The following is a 13,683-nucleotide window of genomic DNA, read 5'->3' as shown; positions in this document are numbered from 1 at the left end:
CTGATGGCATCCAAGAAGGGCAAGGCCGAGCGGCGTTCAACGTCGCTCGAAAGCGAAACCGTGCCGGTCAGCGCCACCAATTTTATGGAGTTCTTCGGGCTTGGCGGCGGCGCGCTGCCCACGGTCAATATTGAAACGGCCCTGAAAGTCCCGGCTGTGCAGGCGGCGGTGTCGTTTCTATCGCGGACCCTCGCAACACTTCCGCTCTATGTCTACCGGACGGGCGAACGGGGACCGGTGCGGCTCGGTGGCAAGCTGGCTGTCGTTCTGGAAGAAAACCCGAACGACGAAATGGACACCTCGAAGTTCCGGCGCTTCTTCTGGGAACAGGTGTTTACCGGTGGGCGGGGGCTGGCCTGGATCGAGCGCAAGGGTGCTGGCATCGAGGCGCTCTGGCCAATTGATCCCGGCAGTTGTTCGATCAGGCGGCGCGGCGGGCGGCTGTTCTACAGTTTCGACGGCAGGGAATATCCAGCCACCGACGTGATCGATATCCCCTATATGCTGAAGCGCAATCTGGTCCAGCATCGCGGCCCGATTGCCATGGCGGAAAAGGCCATCCAGCTGGCGCTGGCCATGAACGACTATGCCTCGAACTTTTTTGCAGGCGGCGGCGTTCCGCCCTTGGCGCTGGAAGGGCCGATGCCCGCCAATGACAAGGCCATGCAGCGGGCGCGAGAAGACATCAAACGGGCGGTGAAAGCGGCGCGGGACGATCAGCTTCCGCTGATCCAGTTGCCGGTTGGCTACAAACTCACCCAAGTGGGTTACGACCCGGCCAAGGGGCAGATGACCGAGGCCCGGCTGTATCAGGTGCAGGAAATTGCCCGTGCCTATCAGATCCCGCCGAACTTTCTTCAGGACTTGAGCCGGGCAACCTTCTCCAATGTCGAGCAGAACGACCTCTATCTGGTCAAGCACCTGGTCAGCCAATGGGCGACGGCGCTCGAAGGGGAAATGAACCTGAAGATTTTTGGCCGGATGAACACCCGCCGTTATGTCCGTCACAACCTTGACGGCTTGATGCGCGGTGACTTCAAGAGCCGCCTGGAAGCCTTGGCAACCGGTGTCAATTCGGCGCTGCTGACCCCGAACGAGGGCCGGGAGATTGAAGGCCGTCCACGCGATCCGAACCCGGCTGCCGACCAGCTCTACATCCAGGGCGCAACCGTTGCCATCGGCACCAGTGCCATCGACACAAATGCCACCGGCGAGAATGATAACCCGCCGCTCAATGATCCCGCAGCAGACACAGAAAGGCAGGTGACCGATGACACCGAAACCGAAACCGGGTGAGCGTGAGCGCCGCTCGTTGGTGCTGCCGGTGGAAGCTCGGGGCGATGGCGAGCGAATGACGGTGGCCGGCTATGCCGCCAATTTTGGCGATGTCACCACCATCGCCGGGGTGTTCGAGGAGAGCATTGCACCCGGTGCTTTCGCCCGGTCGCTGCGGTCTGATGATATCCGCGCCTTCTATGACCATGACACGGCCCATGTGCTGGGGCGCAACCGGGCGGGAACGCTGCGGCTGTCTGAGGATGCCAAGGGCTTGGCTGTCGAGATCGATCTTCCCGATACCACGGTCGGACGCGATGTCCGCACGCTGATTGCCCGGGGCGACGTGTCAGGCATGTCGTTCGGCTTCGAGGCGGTTGGCGAGGAGTGGGACTTTTCCAGATCCATGCCGCGCCGGACGCTGACCGACCTCAATCTGTTCGAAGTCTCTATCGTCTCCATTCCGGCCTATGCCGGCACCTCGATTGCGCTGCGGTCGCTGGAAAGCGCCCGTGGAAACGAAACCCGTACTCATGGGCTGGCCACACGCCTGCGCCTGAAAATCGGCCTCGACCTGACGCGGCGCTCGTAAGACCTGCGTCCCCACCATCCCACTCTCCCCCACAATCAGGAGCATGACTATGTCGCAAAGACTGAAAGAATTGCGCGAAAAGCAGGCGCGCCTTGTCACCGAGGCCCGCGAACGGCTGGAGGCGATCACGCCTGACACAGATGAGGTTCGGTCCAAGGAACTGGAAAGCGCCCATGATACGGCGATGGCCGAATATGATCGGCTGCAAGGTATCCTCGACCGGGAAGAAAAGCTGATCGAGCTGGAAAAGCGCGATGAAGAGCGCCGCGCCAAACAGCGCCCGCTACGCGATACCCCGGAAATGCGCGGCGACGACCTGCCACAGGGTAGCAAGGTTGAATATCGCAGTGTGTTTGCCAAGGTGGTCTGCGGTGTCAATCCGTCCGATCTGAGCAAGGAAGAGCGCGCAGTTCTTCAGCGCGGCGTTGCCTCGTTTGAGACCCGCGATCAGGTGACAACCAGTGCCGTTGCGGGTGGCTATACCGTGCCGGTCGAGCTGGAAGCCACGATCATCCAGGCGATGAAAGCCTGGGGGCCGCTCTATGACGAAAACATCTGCACGGTGATCACCACGTCCAAAGGCAATGAAATGCTGGTGCCGACCGTTGACGATACCGACAATGAGGCCGATCCCCTGGCCGAGGCGGCTGATCTCCTGGAAGACGGCAGCGGCGATGTCGAGTTCGGGCAAAAGGTGCTGAACGCCTATGTTTATGCCACGCCGTTCATCAAATGGTCCTTCGAGCTGGATGCGGATTCGCTGTTTAACATGGAGTCCTTGCTCGGCGGGATGATCGGCGAGCGCCTCGGCCGGATCGGCAATCGCAAGCTGACATCGGGAACCGGCCAGAACCAGCCAAATGGTGTGGTGAATGCGGCTGGCCTCGGCGTCACCACGGCTGCCAAGGATGCCTTCACCTTCGACGATATCCTTGAACTGGAGCATTCCATTGACCCGGCGTATCGTGGCTCGCCCAAATGCCGCTACATGTTCCATGACAAGTTCCTGCTGGCCACCCGCAGGCTGAAGGATGGCAACGGCAATTATCTCTGGCAGCAGGGGGATGTGCAGAAGGGAACCCCGGCCAGCTTCAACGGTCGCGCCTATTCGATCAATCAGCACATGGATGAAGTGGTGGCCGGCAAGCGGATCGCGCTGTTTGGCGACTTCTCCAAATACTACGTCCGCAAGGTCGGCTCGCCCGTCATCGGCGTGCTGCGCGAACGCTTCTGGCCGAAGGTCGGCATTGCCGGTCTGATCCGCTTCGACGGTGAGCTGGGCGACGCCAAGGCCATCAAGGCCATGCAAACCGCCGCCGCCTGATCGGCGCCTGGTCACGGTCGGCGCAAAGAGCGCCGGCCGGTTTCCTGATTGGAGAACAGCCATGAAAATCAAAATGCTGACCGGTGCTGTCGGGGCCGACTTTGTTCTTAACAGGGGTGAAGTGACCGACCGTTACGAGATCCCGGAAGCGCGCCGGCTGGTCGAAGCCGGCCTTGCTGAGTTTGTCGTTGACCCCGAGGGCGATGAGCTTGGCAAATTGCGCGCCGAACTGATGATGCTGCGCAACCGTCATGCCGCGACGGTGGCTGCTCTTGCAGCGGCGACCAAGCCGGCGCAAGGCGATGGCGCATGAGCTGGTATGCCGCGACAGTCACGGCGAAAGCGGACGATCTGCCGGTCACGGTCGCGACCGTCAAAGAGCGCTGCGGCATCGATACCGCCCATGATGATGCGATCCTGCAAATGATGATCGAAGAAGTCGTCGCGGTTGTCGAGCAGACCTGCAATCTGTCGGTCATCCCGAAAACCCTGGTGGCACAATGCGACACCTGGGCCGATCTGGAGCGCCTGCCGGATGGACCGGTGAAGCCGGGAAGTAAGCCCATCATCACCTACACATCGCCGGATGGTGGGGAAGTTGTCCTCGATCCCTCGCTGTATCGGCTCAAATCCGATGGGCTGACGCTTGGCTTGTTTCCGAACCGATCCTGGCCGCCAGCCCATCGCGGTGCGCCCGTGACCGTCACCTATGAGGTCGGCTTTGCCGAACTGCCGTTTGATCTGCGCCTCGGCTTTATCATGCGTGTCGCCGAAATCTACGGGCGGCCGGAAAACCGCGAGGCGGACGCGGTGACGGACTTTGACCGGCTGCTGGTCAACTGGCGGCGGGGTGCGTGATGCGGGTGCGGTTCCTAGAGGATTTTGACTTCAAACCCACCCGCGCCACCACGATTGCTTATCAGGCAGGAATGGAAGTGACGGTGCTGAAACGCTGCGGCGAACAGGCCGTGGCGGCTGGAAAGGCGGTGGAGCTGCCCAAGCCGCCGCGTGAAACTTCAGGAGGGGCCGATGGCGAGCAAGAGAACGACGGGTGACCTGAAACACTTTGTCATCTTCGAGCAGCGTGACGAGATCGACCGGGGCGACGGCGTCACGGTTGCGTCTTGGATTGAGCGCTATTGTTGTCGTGCGGGTTTTGTCCATCTTCGTGGTGGCGAGACCGTGATGGCGGATCGGCTGCAAGGCGAGCATTCGCAAGTGATTTTTGTGCGCGATTGCAGCGAGGCGAGGGAGGTCGAAACTGAGTGGCGCATTCGCGATCTCGATACGCAGCGCACCTTCAATGTCCGGGATATCACCCAGGGTGAATGGACTGACGACGACCGGCGCTGGATCGATTTCCTCTGCCAAAGTGGCGGGGTGGCTGGATGAGCAAGATCCTCAATCTGGCAAAACTGGACAGAAAACTAAAACGCTTGCCCGATATGGCCAAAGCCGACATCAAGGCCGGCATGGAAGCAGCTGCCGATGGTGTCGTTGCCATGATGAAGAACCTTGTTGCGGTCGAGGACGGCACGTTGCGCGACAGTATCGGCTGGACCTGGGGCAAGGTGCCAAAAGGGTCGGGCATTGTGGCTGCGGTCAAATCGCAGATGGGCAATGATCTCTCGATCACCATCTATGCCGGCAGCACCGAGGCCTATTATGCCCGCTGGGTGGAATATGGCACGGCACCCCACAAGAACGGCGGCATGTATGCCGGATCAGAAAACCCCGGCACCAGGGCGCGGCCGTTCTTTTATGTGTCCTGGCGGGCCAGCAAAAAGTCAGCCAAACGAATGGTGCGCAAAGCCGTTCGGACCGCAGCGCGAAAGGTGGCGGCCTCATGAGCGAAGATGCGGCCCATGAATTACAGGTGGCGATTGTTACCTGCCTGAAAGCCGATGCTGATGTGGCCGCCTTGATTGCCGGTCGCGTCTACGACCGGGTACCGCAGGGTGTGAGCCTGCCTTATGTGTCCTTCGGTCCCACCCAGGAACTGCCCGAGGATGCCGATGGGCTGGACCTGTCCGACCTGTTCATCCAGTTGAGCGTCTGGTCGGACGATCCTGGCTTTGCCGAGGGGCGGCGGATTGCCAAGGCAATCGTTGCGGCGCTGTCCGGCGATATGCTGTCTCTCAATGACAATGCGCTTGTCTATCTCGAACTGGATGGCCGGCGCGATCTGCGCGACCCGGATGGATTGACCACGCATATTGCGCTGACCTTCCGGGCCGGCATCGAAAATCACTGACACTTTTCCAAAATCAGGAGGCCATCATGGCACAAGCAACCACCATGCGTGGCGGGAAGATCCGTGTTCTGCTCGGAAATTCCGCCACCCCTATCGTCTATTCCGCCCCTTGCGGCTTTACCCAGCGGTCGGTGTCGCTCGACAAGGGTCTGGAAGAAAGCTCTATCCCTGACTGCGATGATCCCGATACCGTCGACTGGGTCGGTCGCGATGCCTCGTCGCTCTCCATGTCGATCTCAGGCGAGGGTGTTCTGGCGCAGGAAAGCGTTGAGACCTGGCTCGATGCTTGGGAAGACATCGACAGCATTCCGGTCAAGGTCGAATGGGAGTTCCCGGCCAAGACCATCACCTGGACCGGCCGCATGCATGTCGAGAAGTTCGAAGGTGCTGGCGACAACGGCAAGCGCGCCACGGCCAGCATCTCGATGCAGAGCGACGGCAAGATGACCCGCGTGGTTGCCCAGAAATGAGGAATGCCGAGCTGACATTGACCTGGGCGGATGGGGATTACACCTTCCGTCTCGGCTGGGGTGAGTTGGAAGGATTGCAGGAAGCCTGCGATGCCGGGCCGTATGTGATCCTCGACCGGCTCCAGACCAGCACCTGGCGCGTCGGGGACATCTCCCATGTGATCCGCTTTGGCCTGATCGGCGGCGGCAAGTCGCCGGTCGAGGCGCTTACTCTGGTGCGCAAATGGGTTGAGGCCCGCCCGCCCGCTGAAAATCTGCTGTTTGCCCAGGCGATTCTGACAGCTGGCATCGTCGGCGCGCCGGATGAAAAGCCGGGGGAGCCAGACGCGGCAAATCAGGAGGGGGCGATGCCCTCGACGACCTTCCCAACGGAAAGTTGAGATTTGCCGCGATTTACGGCAATGGCTCGGCCATGGGCTTCAGCCCGCAAGCCGTCCGCGCCATGTCCATGTTCCAGTTCTTTGCGGCGGTCGACGGCTGGATGAAAGCGAATGTGCCGGAAGAGGAAAACGCGCTGTCGGAGAGGGAAAGGGATGAGTTGTGGGAGTTTATTGGTCGGTGATGTTTCGAACCGGTCAGGGAGGCGGCGAACGAAATAAACGGAGATGGTATTTTATCGCGCAAAGCTCCCGAAGCATTTTGTCTGCTATTATGTCGGAAGGAGACCGCTGCCATCTGATTTTAAAGTAGCTATAATGGACTTCAGCATTTCTAAAACATGTCTATGCTTCGAAAACGATATCAGCTCGGACTCGGGAAAGTCTATATGGCGAAATCCGATATTGAAAATATGCTGGAATGGAAAAAGCGCCGCGGGCAGTCCGGTTCTAGTTTTATGATGGCCTATGACCTACAAAGGCTTAGTGTTTTGTGGAGGTCTAAAGCGGAATACGCCGCAGAGTTTGCCGATTTTATACCTATGCGGCTCGTCACGATCATCGAAGTATTTACAAGAGAGGCTATCCGCGAACTCATCGAAGAGGGATCTCCTTATTTGGAGAAGGCAGAAGCGCTTTCTAAAGGTGCTAGGTTGGATTTCGCGTTGCTGGCGGGTCTCCAAGGGCGAAAGGTATCCATCGGAGATCTCATCGCTCACACTGTGTCCATCAATGAACCCGGTCGTATTGTTGCTTATCTCTCTGCATTGATCCCCGATTTCGTTCAGCGGCTCAAAGTTTCTCATCCTAGATGGATCGAAGAGAGAGAGGAATGGCCGTTAGACCCAATCATCTCCGACTACGATTTGATGATGGCGAATCTGTCTAGCCTATTCACCGTGCGTCATATTGTAACCCATGAACTTCCGAGCGAACCGGCATTTCAAACGTCACAGATTGATGGTTTCCTAAGGGCAGCGGGGGAGTTCATTGAGGCGGCTGACTGGGTGCTCGTGGAAACGTTGCGGGATGCTGTGCCTAGGACGCAGACTGAAATAAATGCCCAAGCCGGGGCTTCTTTGGCTGCTCATGAAAGGGAAATGGATGATATTATCACGTCTATTAAGGAGCGCGGCGAATTAGACGTCAACTTGTTTGACAAGGCTCAAGAAGCTTGGGAATTTTACGCAACTAAAGAGGCTGAATTGCATGCCTCTCTTGTTGCAGGAGGATCAATGTACTCTTCGGTCTGGTCCAGCGCCAAGCAAGAAGAAACACGCCGCCGATTGGACACGCTCCGCTGGTGGATGGAGAGACAAGAGGGAGAGTTATGATCGCCAGGCCGATCAAATGGCTCACCAATGAAATCACCCTGCCTGTTTGTTGCGTTGCTACCATTCGTTACTCGTTGCGATCAACGTATTGACTGTTTCGCCGCAGACCTGTCACGACTGAAGCGGGGGTTAGATCAAATGTTTCATGCTCTTCTCGTGATATAAACGGACCAATCTGCTCTTCAGAATAGTCGAACCACCGTCGTCCAAGTTCGTTAATGAACGTCTGGAGTTTATCCGAGGCTTGCGGCGAGTACCGTGGTGCCCAGAGAAACAAGGCATCTTTTCTATTGGGGTGTTCAATGTGATGGTTTGTCAAATATATGCTGGCGCAGATACTTCTGAAATGTGCCCCGGCCAAAATATGACTGATCAGAGATTCCGCAATTTTTGGTGATACACCTCGGAAATTGTCGTTTACGCAAAGAAGTACTCCTTCATAGCCGACTAGACCAAGTTCTTGCTTTGTCTCCCTTATTTGAGTGTTTGCCTTTCTAATGATACGCTGCAAGGGGGCTCGAAGGATTTCAAGTGCGCCCCGCCATATGGCTTGTTCGGCGGCGGCTGCTTCGAATCCTTCGTATTCGTTAAGCAGCTTAGTGAATTTTGCTTCGGCTTCTTCTGTGTGGGCGAATTCGGTTTCCAGTATTTTTAATTCTACAACTACGCCGGCGTCTCTGAAAAGATAATCGGCCTTTTTAACCCCAGACCGAGTGATCAGGGGATCTACCCTCTCTCCGCCAATTCGTTTGATGAATTCGTCGAAATGCTTTTCATCCGCGACGCCTTTTAATTTACTGTAATCGGCTTCTGTCAACTTTTAATCCCATGGCGGCAACAAGCCAGATAGGCGCATCAATAGGGCGCAATTTAAACCAGTTTCAACTCTACGGAAAGAGCTTTGATCAGGGCGGTTAAGTTGCGACAAGCTGCTGCTTCCAGCACAGACTAACAGGTGCGAGATCGGCGAAAATAGAGGCGCTTTTCTGCCGAGTGTGAAATGTCCTATCCGACCTCGATGGTCCCTTGAAGCAGTAGCCTGTAATTCCCGGGGTCATTTCCCAGCCGTCTGAGCCGTCCCCAATCCCCCATATATCGAGGTACCCATGGCAACCGATCTTGAACGGCTCGTCGTGCAGCTTTCGGCTGATATTAAAGGATATCAGCGCGAGATGCAGAAGGCCGCGACTGTGACCAGTTCACAGGCCCGCGCCATCGAGAACCGCCTGAAGAAAATGGACGGCCGGTTCTCGGCGCTTGGTACATCGATGGCGCGGGGCCTCATTGCACCCCTTGCCGGGATCTCGGCTGCGCTGACGGTGGATTCCGTCATCCATTATGCCGACGCCTGGACCAGCGCCAAGAACAGTCTGGCGGTGGCCGGTGTTGTTGGCGTCAGTCAGGTCGCGGTCCTCGACCAGATTTACAACTCGGCCCAACGCAATGCCGCGCCGATTGGTGCCATGGCCGATCTGTTCGGCAAGGCGGCGCAATCCGGCGATGCGCTTGGTGCGTCTCAGGCCGATCTGCTCAAATTCACCGATGGTGTCGGCACGGCTTTGAAGATCGAGGGCAAGTCTGCCACGCAAGCGCAGGGCGCGCTGACACAGCTCGGCCAGCTTCTCGGCTCGACCCGCGTCCAGGCAGAAGAATTCAACTCTGTCAACGAAGGGGCGCGGCCGATCCTGATTGCGGTTGCCAATGGTCTCAGTGCTGCCGGTGGTTCTGTCAGCAAGCTCAAGCAATTGGTCAACGATGGGGCGGTGTCCAATCGGGACTTTTTCCAGTCGTTCCTGAAGGGATTGCCGACCATTCAGGGGATGGCGGCCAATGCCACCCAGACGATTGAACAGGGCGTGACCAAGGTGAACAACGCTTTCACCCGCTATATCGGCCAGACGGATGAAAGCCTCGGTGCATCCCAGCGGTTGGTGGCCGGCTTGAATGCCTTGGCTAACGATTTCGAACACACGGCTGATGTCGTGCTGAAGCTCGCCTCTGTCATTGCTGCTGCCCTGGTTGGCCGGTCGATTGCTCTGATGATTGCCAATCTTGGCCTGGCCACAGCTGCCGTCACGCGCCTGATCGCGGCGTTGCGGGCTGCATCGTCCATGGCCAGCATTGCGACCGCCATCAGCGGCATCGGTGCGGCAGCCGGTCCGCTTGGTTTGATCATTGGTGGAACGGTCGTCGGTGCGCTTGCGCTGTTTTCCTCGTCGTCGGCAGAAGCCAGTCAGGCGGCAAAGACCTATGCGCAGGCGCTCGCCCAGGTGCAGGAGCGCGCCAAGGAGGCGGCAACCAGCGTCGAAGGTGCGGCCAACTCGATCAGCGAGCGGACCCGCAACGCGCTTTCAGGCGGCGTCGACGAGGGGAAAGCCAATATCGAGGCGGCAAAGACAGCCGTGCTCGATCTCTTCACCCAGATCATCGACAACGCGCCACGCCGCCTTATCACTGAGGACCAGCTGAAGTCGCTTTCGGATCTGCGCGATGGTTTGAAGGATGGCAAGGTCACCGCGGCCGGTGCCAGCGACGCACTCTATGCGCTCGCCAATTCCAACCCCAAATTCCAGAAATTGGCCGATCAGCTTGCACCACTGCTCGACAGGCTGAAAGAGGCGGTTGCCGCAACGGCGCTTTTGCAAAAGCAGCTTGGCAATGTCTCGACCATCGATCCGAAGGTGGCAGCGGGCTATGGTCAGTATTCGAAGTCGCGCCAACAGGGCGAGGAGATGCTGCGGCTGGGCAAGGCTTATGCTGACGAAGCGCAGCGGCAGAACACGCTGTCGAAGGATCAGCTGGCGGTCGAGAAAGAGATCGCCAAGATCAAGGCCGATCTGCAAAAGAATGGCGGCTATCTGCCTGACGATCAGATCCGCAAGCTGGCGCAGTCGAATGTGACGGCCGACAACCAGCGGTCCAGTTCGTCCGACAAAAAGACCAGCGTGCCGAGAGCGACGGCAGATGACCGGCTGGATATGGATATCCAGTCGATCCGGGATCGCACGGCAGCTCTGGTCGAAGAACAGGCGGCGGTTGGGCAATCCTACCGTGAGCAGGAAAAGCGCCGCATGGCGCTCGATCTCGAACAGCAGGCGCTCCAGGATGCGCGTGAAGAGGCCCGGCGCAACAATGATGAGAACTGGCGCACGGTCCAGCTGACGCCTGAACAGATCGCCAAGATCAATGCCGCCTCCGAAGCTTATGCCGAGCAGGCCGATATTCTACGTAAGGTCGAAGAAGCCCAGCAGCGGTCGCAACAGGCAGCACAAGAGTTTTACGATACCGCCAAATCCGCATTCTCGGATGTGATCATGGGGGCGGAAAGCTTTAGCGATGCCCTGTCCGGCGTTCTCAAGAAGCTGGGCGAGTTGGCCTTGAACAGTGCGTTTGACGGCCTGTTCGGCAGATCGTCCGCGACCAGTAGTGGTGGGTGGGTGGCCAATGCCTTCAAGGCCATTGGCTTTGCCTCTGGGGGCTATACCGGGGCGGGGGGCAAATATGAGCCTGCCGGTGTCGTGCATAAAGGCGAATATGTCTTTGATGCCGATGCTGTCCGCAAGGCTGGCGGGCCTGCTGGCCTGGACGCCATGCGCAAGCGGCTCAAGGGCTATTCCAGCGGTGGCTATGTCGGGCCGAGTGCGCCTCGCATGCCGGATGTGTCTAAGGCGGCGTCCAGCAAAGCAGCCGCTACCCAGATCAACTACTCACCGGTCATTGATGCTCGTGGGGCGGATGTTGAGGCGGTCAGTCGCTTGCAGAATGCGATTGCCCAGGATCGCAAGACCCTTGAAGCCAAAGTGATCGGGATCGTGAAAGGCGCGCGGGCAAGGGGTGTGAAGATATGACCATCGTCTATCCCATTGACCTGCTCGCCGATTTCCCCGGCTGGACAACCAAATTCGAACCGCTGTTTCGCCAGGAGCAATCGCGCACAGGCGGCGGGGTGACTTACACCAAGGATCTGGGGTCGCCGCTGTGGTCGGCGACCTATCAGACAAAGCAGTTGAAGCCGAATGACCTGGACGTCTGGCGAGCGCGGATCGAGGTGCTGGAAGGCGGGCTGCAATACTTCCGGGGATATTCGCTGTCTCGGTCGCGGCCCATTGCCTCTCCGGCTGGCAAGCCCGTGCCAGACAATGGCGTGGTGCTGTCGGCCATTGGTGTCGACAATAAGAGTGTGACGATCTCCGGGCTGGGTGCCGGTTACGTGGTCTCGGTTGGCGATATGATCCAGATTGCAGGCAGCGGGCTTTACCGCGTTGTCGAGGGTGCTGTTGCCAATGGGGCGGGGATTGCCGGGCCGTTCGAGCTTCGCCCGCATTTGTGGCCGGGGACCGCTGCGGGGTCTGCGGTCACGCTGCTGCGGCCATCCTGCACGATGATGATCGTGCCGGGGTCGATTTCCTCTGAAGCCGATGCGTCCACCGGGCGCGGCTCTGTGTCTTTCCAAGGTATCGAGGTGCGCTGATGCGCTTATATCCTGCTGCAATCACCAACGCGCTTTCGGCGCGGCAATTGGTGGCGCGTGATTTTCTCTGGATTATTGCGCGCGACCGAACCAGCGGCAATCCGGTTTCCGTTGGCTTCTGGTCGGATGTCGGCAATGTCTCTGCCGAGGTGGTGCATCCCGACACGGGCAATGCTGATATCAGGAGCTTTTACGGCTCCGGCACATTGATCAGCATCACCGAAATCCCGCTGGTTTCGACGCTGGAGGCGCAAAACGTCACCATCACCATGTCCCAGATTGATGACATGGTGGCGCAGGCCGTGCGGCTCTACGATTGCAAACAAGCCCGCGTGGAAATCTATCGCGGTCTGTTTTCCCCGCAGACCCGCAGGCTGGTGTCTCCGGCAGAACTGCGGTTCCTGGGCTTTGTCGACACGATAGAGATCAAGACCCCAGCCGAAGGCGATACCGGAGCGGTGACGCTGACCTGCGTCTCCCATATGCAGGAAATCACCCGCTCCAATCCTGACACCCGCTCGGATGCCAGCCAAAAGCTGCGCAGTTCCACCGATAATTTCTATCAGGATACGGCGGTGGTGGGCGATTGGGAACTGTTCTGGGGGCAGACGAACGGCAAGATCACCACGTCGAAGGCAAACAGCATGGCCGATTTTCTGGCCAAGGCTTTGGCTAAGAATGGTTAGGTCCGGCACGATATCCGACCGGTTTGCCGTCATCGCCTTGCTGCGGGACAGTCATGCAGCGGCGGGCTATACCTTCCGGTTCGAGGCGGTGCGGGCCGATGCGCTGTATCGCCTGCACCTCGATAATCCGATGGCGTGTGCGCTGCTGCTGGAGCGTGACGGCATTGTCTGTGGCCTCTTGATGGCCTCAGCTTTCGATCATCCCTTCGGGGCGGGTCTGATGGCCAAGGAAACGGTGTGGTTCATTGCACCGCAGGCGCGGGGTCGCTCCGGCCTTATCATGCTCGATGCCTATGAGGCATGGGCCAAATCCATCGGCTGCATCTCCATCGGCATGGCGGCGCTTGCCACCAACGATGTGTCGAGCCTCTATCTCCGGCGCGGTTATGCGCCTGCCGAGACGCATTTTATAAAACCCATCTGACGGTGGCGACAGGCTCTATTGCTGTTGCTTGCTTACGTGATCGCAGATATCGCGCGCGAGTGGGGCAAGTTTGCCTGTCTGGCTTGCGAGTTTGATGTCGCCAAAATTGTCGCAGGTGGCACCCGCTGTTACGCCTTTGCAGGACTTAGTTTCGGCTTTCAGCATTTGTTCTTGATCGGTTGCTGTCTGCCGCTCTTTATAGGCGTCGAGCGCATCACGCAGATCAGCCGGCCTCAACAGGTCAAGATGCTTTGTCGGACAGATGAGGTTGATCTGCTGCGTGTAGGCGCGCCAGACGGGATCGGTCGGCTGGCTAACGTCTTTATCGTTTGCGAAAGCGTTACAGGCCATGAAAGTGTTTAAGGTAAGGACTGCAAAGAGCACTGCTTTCATAATGGCTTCCTCACAAGGCCGATGATGATGTTGATACTGCTTGCCAATAAAATGGGAAGGCAACCAAAGCGCACAGGCTTGCC

The 13,683-nt window shown here is 58.4% G+C and carries 19 protein-coding genes; 17 read left to right on the top strand and 2 right to left on the bottom strand.

Annotation, left to right across the window (positions count from 1 at the left end; genetic code table 11):
* Positions 1–3 precede the first annotated feature (3 nt).
* From G6L01_RS09150 to G6L01_RS09090, 13 genes are all read left to right on the top strand, one after another.
* Positions 4–1,296 (top strand): phage portal protein, encoded by a 1,293-nt coding sequence (locus tag G6L01_RS09150; RefSeq protein ID WP_070165030.1) that lies wholly within the window; start codon positions 4–6, stop codon positions 1,294–1,296.
* Positions 1,271–1,867: an HK97 family phage prohead protease gene (locus tag G6L01_RS09145; RefSeq protein WP_070165029.1), complete on the top strand. Its 597-nt coding sequence runs from the start codon at positions 1,271–1,273 to the stop codon at positions 1,865–1,867. The genes G6L01_RS09150 and G6L01_RS09145 overlap by 26 nt, the downstream gene beginning before the upstream one ends.
* A 49-nt stretch (positions 1,868–1,916) precedes the next feature.
* Positions 1,917–3,191, top strand: coding sequence for a phage major capsid protein (locus G6L01_RS09140; protein ID WP_070165028.1), 1,275 nt, complete (start codon positions 1,917–1,919; stop codon positions 3,189–3,191).
* Positions 3,192–3,252: 61 nt separating this feature from the next.
* On the top strand, positions 3,253–3,504 hold the full coding sequence (locus G6L01_RS09135; RefSeq protein ID WP_070165027.1) for a hypothetical protein: 252 nt from the start codon (positions 3,253–3,255) through the stop codon (positions 3,502–3,504).
* Positions 3,501–4,049, top strand: coding sequence for a head-tail connector protein (locus G6L01_RS09130; protein ID WP_070165026.1), 549 nt, complete (start codon positions 3,501–3,503; stop codon positions 4,047–4,049). The genes G6L01_RS09135 and G6L01_RS09130 overlap by 4 nt, the downstream gene beginning before the upstream one ends.
* A complete protein-coding gene (locus tag G6L01_RS09125; RefSeq protein ID WP_070165025.1) occupies positions 4,049–4,246 on the top strand; it encodes a hypothetical protein in 198 nt (65 codons plus the stop codon). The genes G6L01_RS09130 and G6L01_RS09125 overlap by 1 nt, the downstream gene beginning before the upstream one ends.
* Positions 4,221–4,583, top strand: coding sequence for a head-tail adaptor protein (locus G6L01_RS09120; protein WP_070165024.1), 363 nt, complete (start codon positions 4,221–4,223; stop codon positions 4,581–4,583). The genes G6L01_RS09125 and G6L01_RS09120 overlap by 26 nt, the downstream gene beginning before the upstream one ends.
* Entirely contained in the window at positions 4,580–5,041 is a 462-nt protein-coding gene (locus tag G6L01_RS09115; protein ID WP_070165023.1) for an HK97 gp10 family phage protein, read from the top strand. Before G6L01_RS09120 ends, G6L01_RS09115 begins: the two co-directional genes overlap by 4 nt.
* Positions 5,038–5,445 (top strand): DUF3168 domain-containing protein, encoded by a 408-nt coding sequence (locus G6L01_RS09110; RefSeq protein ID WP_070165022.1) that lies wholly within the window; start codon positions 5,038–5,040, stop codon positions 5,443–5,445. The genes G6L01_RS09115 and G6L01_RS09110 overlap by 4 nt, the downstream gene beginning before the upstream one ends.
* Positions 5,446–5,471: 26 nt before the next feature.
* Complete coding sequence (locus tag G6L01_RS09105) at positions 5,472–5,915, top strand: phage tail tube protein (RefSeq protein WP_070165021.1); 444 nt, start codon at positions 5,472–5,474, stop codon at positions 5,913–5,915.
* Positions 5,912–6,295, top strand: a complete 384-nt coding sequence (locus G6L01_RS09100; RefSeq protein ID WP_070165020.1) for a gene transfer agent family protein — start codon at positions 5,912–5,914, stop codon at positions 6,293–6,295. Before G6L01_RS09105 ends, G6L01_RS09100 begins: the two co-directional genes overlap by 4 nt.
* Entirely contained in the window at positions 6,292–6,477 is a 186-nt protein-coding gene (locus tag G6L01_RS09095) for a hypothetical protein (RefSeq protein WP_070165019.1), read from the top strand. The genes G6L01_RS09100 and G6L01_RS09095 overlap by 4 nt, the downstream gene beginning before the upstream one ends.
* 204 nt (positions 6,478–6,681) lie before the next feature.
* Positions 6,682–7,626 carry a lysozyme inhibitor LprI family protein gene (locus tag G6L01_RS09090; protein WP_070165018.1) on the top strand — a complete coding sequence of 315 codons (945 nt, stop codon included), beginning with the start codon at positions 6,682–6,684 and terminating at the stop codon, positions 7,624–7,626.
* Positions 7,627–7,693: 67 nt separating this feature from the next.
* Here G6L01_RS09090 and G6L01_RS09085 read toward each other — a convergent pair whose 3' ends face one another.
* Positions 7,694–8,443: a hypothetical protein gene (locus tag G6L01_RS09085; protein WP_070165017.1), complete on the bottom strand. Its 750-nt coding sequence runs from the start codon at positions 8,441–8,443 to the stop codon at positions 7,694–7,696.
* A 289-nt stretch (positions 8,444–8,732) separates the two neighbouring features.
* Here G6L01_RS09085 and G6L01_RS09080 point away from each other — a divergent pair, with 289 nt between their 5' ends.
* The 4 genes from G6L01_RS09080 to G6L01_RS09065 are packed head-to-tail and all read left to right on the top strand — an operon-like array spanning position 8,733 to position 13,207.
* Positions 8,733–11,474, top strand: coding sequence for a tape measure protein (locus G6L01_RS09080; protein ID WP_070165016.1), 2,742 nt, complete (start codon positions 8,733–8,735; stop codon positions 11,472–11,474).
* Entirely contained in the window at positions 11,471–12,097 is a 627-nt protein-coding gene (locus G6L01_RS09075; RefSeq protein WP_070165015.1) for a hypothetical protein, read from the top strand. Before G6L01_RS09080 ends, G6L01_RS09075 begins: the two co-directional genes overlap by 4 nt.
* Positions 12,097–12,783, top strand: coding sequence for a hypothetical protein (locus G6L01_RS09070; RefSeq protein WP_070165014.1), 687 nt, complete (start codon positions 12,097–12,099; stop codon positions 12,781–12,783). Before G6L01_RS09075 ends, G6L01_RS09070 begins: the two co-directional genes overlap by 1 nt.
* Positions 12,776–13,207: a GNAT family N-acetyltransferase gene (locus G6L01_RS09065; RefSeq protein ID WP_070165013.1), complete on the top strand. Its 432-nt coding sequence runs from the start codon at positions 12,776–12,778 to the stop codon at positions 13,205–13,207. The genes G6L01_RS09070 and G6L01_RS09065 overlap by 8 nt, the downstream gene beginning before the upstream one ends.
* 15 nt (positions 13,208–13,222) lie before the next feature.
* Here G6L01_RS09065 and G6L01_RS09060 read toward each other — a convergent pair whose 3' ends face one another.
* Entirely contained in the window at positions 13,223–13,600 is a 378-nt protein-coding gene (locus tag G6L01_RS09060; RefSeq protein WP_070165012.1) for a hypothetical protein, read from the bottom strand.
* Positions 13,601–13,683: the final 83 nt, after the last annotated feature.

This window comes from Agrobacterium vitis, from assembly GCF_013337045.2.
GTDB lineage: Bacteria > Pseudomonadota > Alphaproteobacteria > Rhizobiales > Rhizobiaceae > Allorhizobium > Allorhizobium vitis_B.
Note: the sequence above shows the minus strand (reverse complement) of the source record. Positions and strands in the feature narration are given on the sequence as shown.

What these genes read in the sequence shown, in the direction of transcription:
- G6L01_RS09130 (WP_070165026.1), top strand. Translation starts at nt 3,501, where the DNA reads ATGAGCTGGTATGCCGCGACAGTCACGGCGAAAGCGGACGATCTGCCG.
- G6L01_RS09110 (WP_070165022.1), top strand. Translation starts at nt 5,038, where the DNA reads ATGAGCGAAGATGCGGCCCATGAATTACAGGTGGCGATTGTTACCTGC.
- G6L01_RS09105 (WP_070165021.1), top strand. Translation starts at nt 5,472, where the DNA reads ATGGCACAAGCAACCACCATGCGTGGCGGGAAGATCCGTGTTCTGCTC.
- G6L01_RS09135 (WP_070165027.1), top strand. Translation starts at nt 3,253, where the DNA reads ATGAAAATCAAAATGCTGACCGGTGCTGTCGGGGCCGACTTTGTTCTT.
- G6L01_RS09145 (WP_070165029.1), top strand. Translation starts at nt 1,271, where the DNA reads ATGACACCGAAACCGAAACCGGGTGAGCGTGAGCGCCGCTCGTTGGTG.
- G6L01_RS09080 (WP_070165016.1), top strand. Translation starts at nt 8,733, where the DNA reads ATGGCAACCGATCTTGAACGGCTCGTCGTGCAGCTTTCGGCTGATATT.
- G6L01_RS09125 (WP_070165025.1), top strand. Translation starts at nt 4,049, where the DNA reads ATGCGGGTGCGGTTCCTAGAGGATTTTGACTTCAAACCCACCCGCGCC.
- G6L01_RS09150 (WP_070165030.1), top strand. Translation starts at nt 4, where the DNA reads ATGGCATCCAAGAAGGGCAAGGCCGAGCGGCGTTCAACGTCGCTCGAA.
- G6L01_RS09065 (WP_070165013.1), top strand. Translation starts at nt 12,776, where the DNA reads ATGGTTAGGTCCGGCACGATATCCGACCGGTTTGCCGTCATCGCCTTG.
- G6L01_RS09075 (WP_070165015.1), top strand. Translation starts at nt 11,471, where the DNA reads ATGACCATCGTCTATCCCATTGACCTGCTCGCCGATTTCCCCGGCTGG.
- G6L01_RS09060 (WP_070165012.1), bottom strand. Translation starts at nt 13,600, where the DNA reads ATGAAAGCAGTGCTCTTTGCAGTCCTTACCTTAAACACTTTCATGGCC.
- G6L01_RS09100 (WP_070165020.1), top strand. Translation starts at nt 5,912, where the DNA reads ATGAGGAATGCCGAGCTGACATTGACCTGGGCGGATGGGGATTACACC.
- G6L01_RS09115 (WP_070165023.1), top strand. Translation starts at nt 4,580, where the DNA reads ATGAGCAAGATCCTCAATCTGGCAAAACTGGACAGAAAACTAAAACGC.
- G6L01_RS09090 (WP_070165018.1), top strand. Translation starts at nt 6,682, where the DNA reads ATGGCGAAATCCGATATTGAAAATATGCTGGAATGGAAAAAGCGCCGC.
- G6L01_RS09120 (WP_070165024.1), top strand. Translation starts at nt 4,221, where the DNA reads ATGGCGAGCAAGAGAACGACGGGTGACCTGAAACACTTTGTCATCTTC.
- G6L01_RS09070 (WP_070165014.1), top strand. Translation starts at nt 12,097, where the DNA reads ATGCGCTTATATCCTGCTGCAATCACCAACGCGCTTTCGGCGCGGCAA.
- G6L01_RS09140 (WP_070165028.1), top strand. Translation starts at nt 1,917, where the DNA reads ATGTCGCAAAGACTGAAAGAATTGCGCGAAAAGCAGGCGCGCCTTGTC.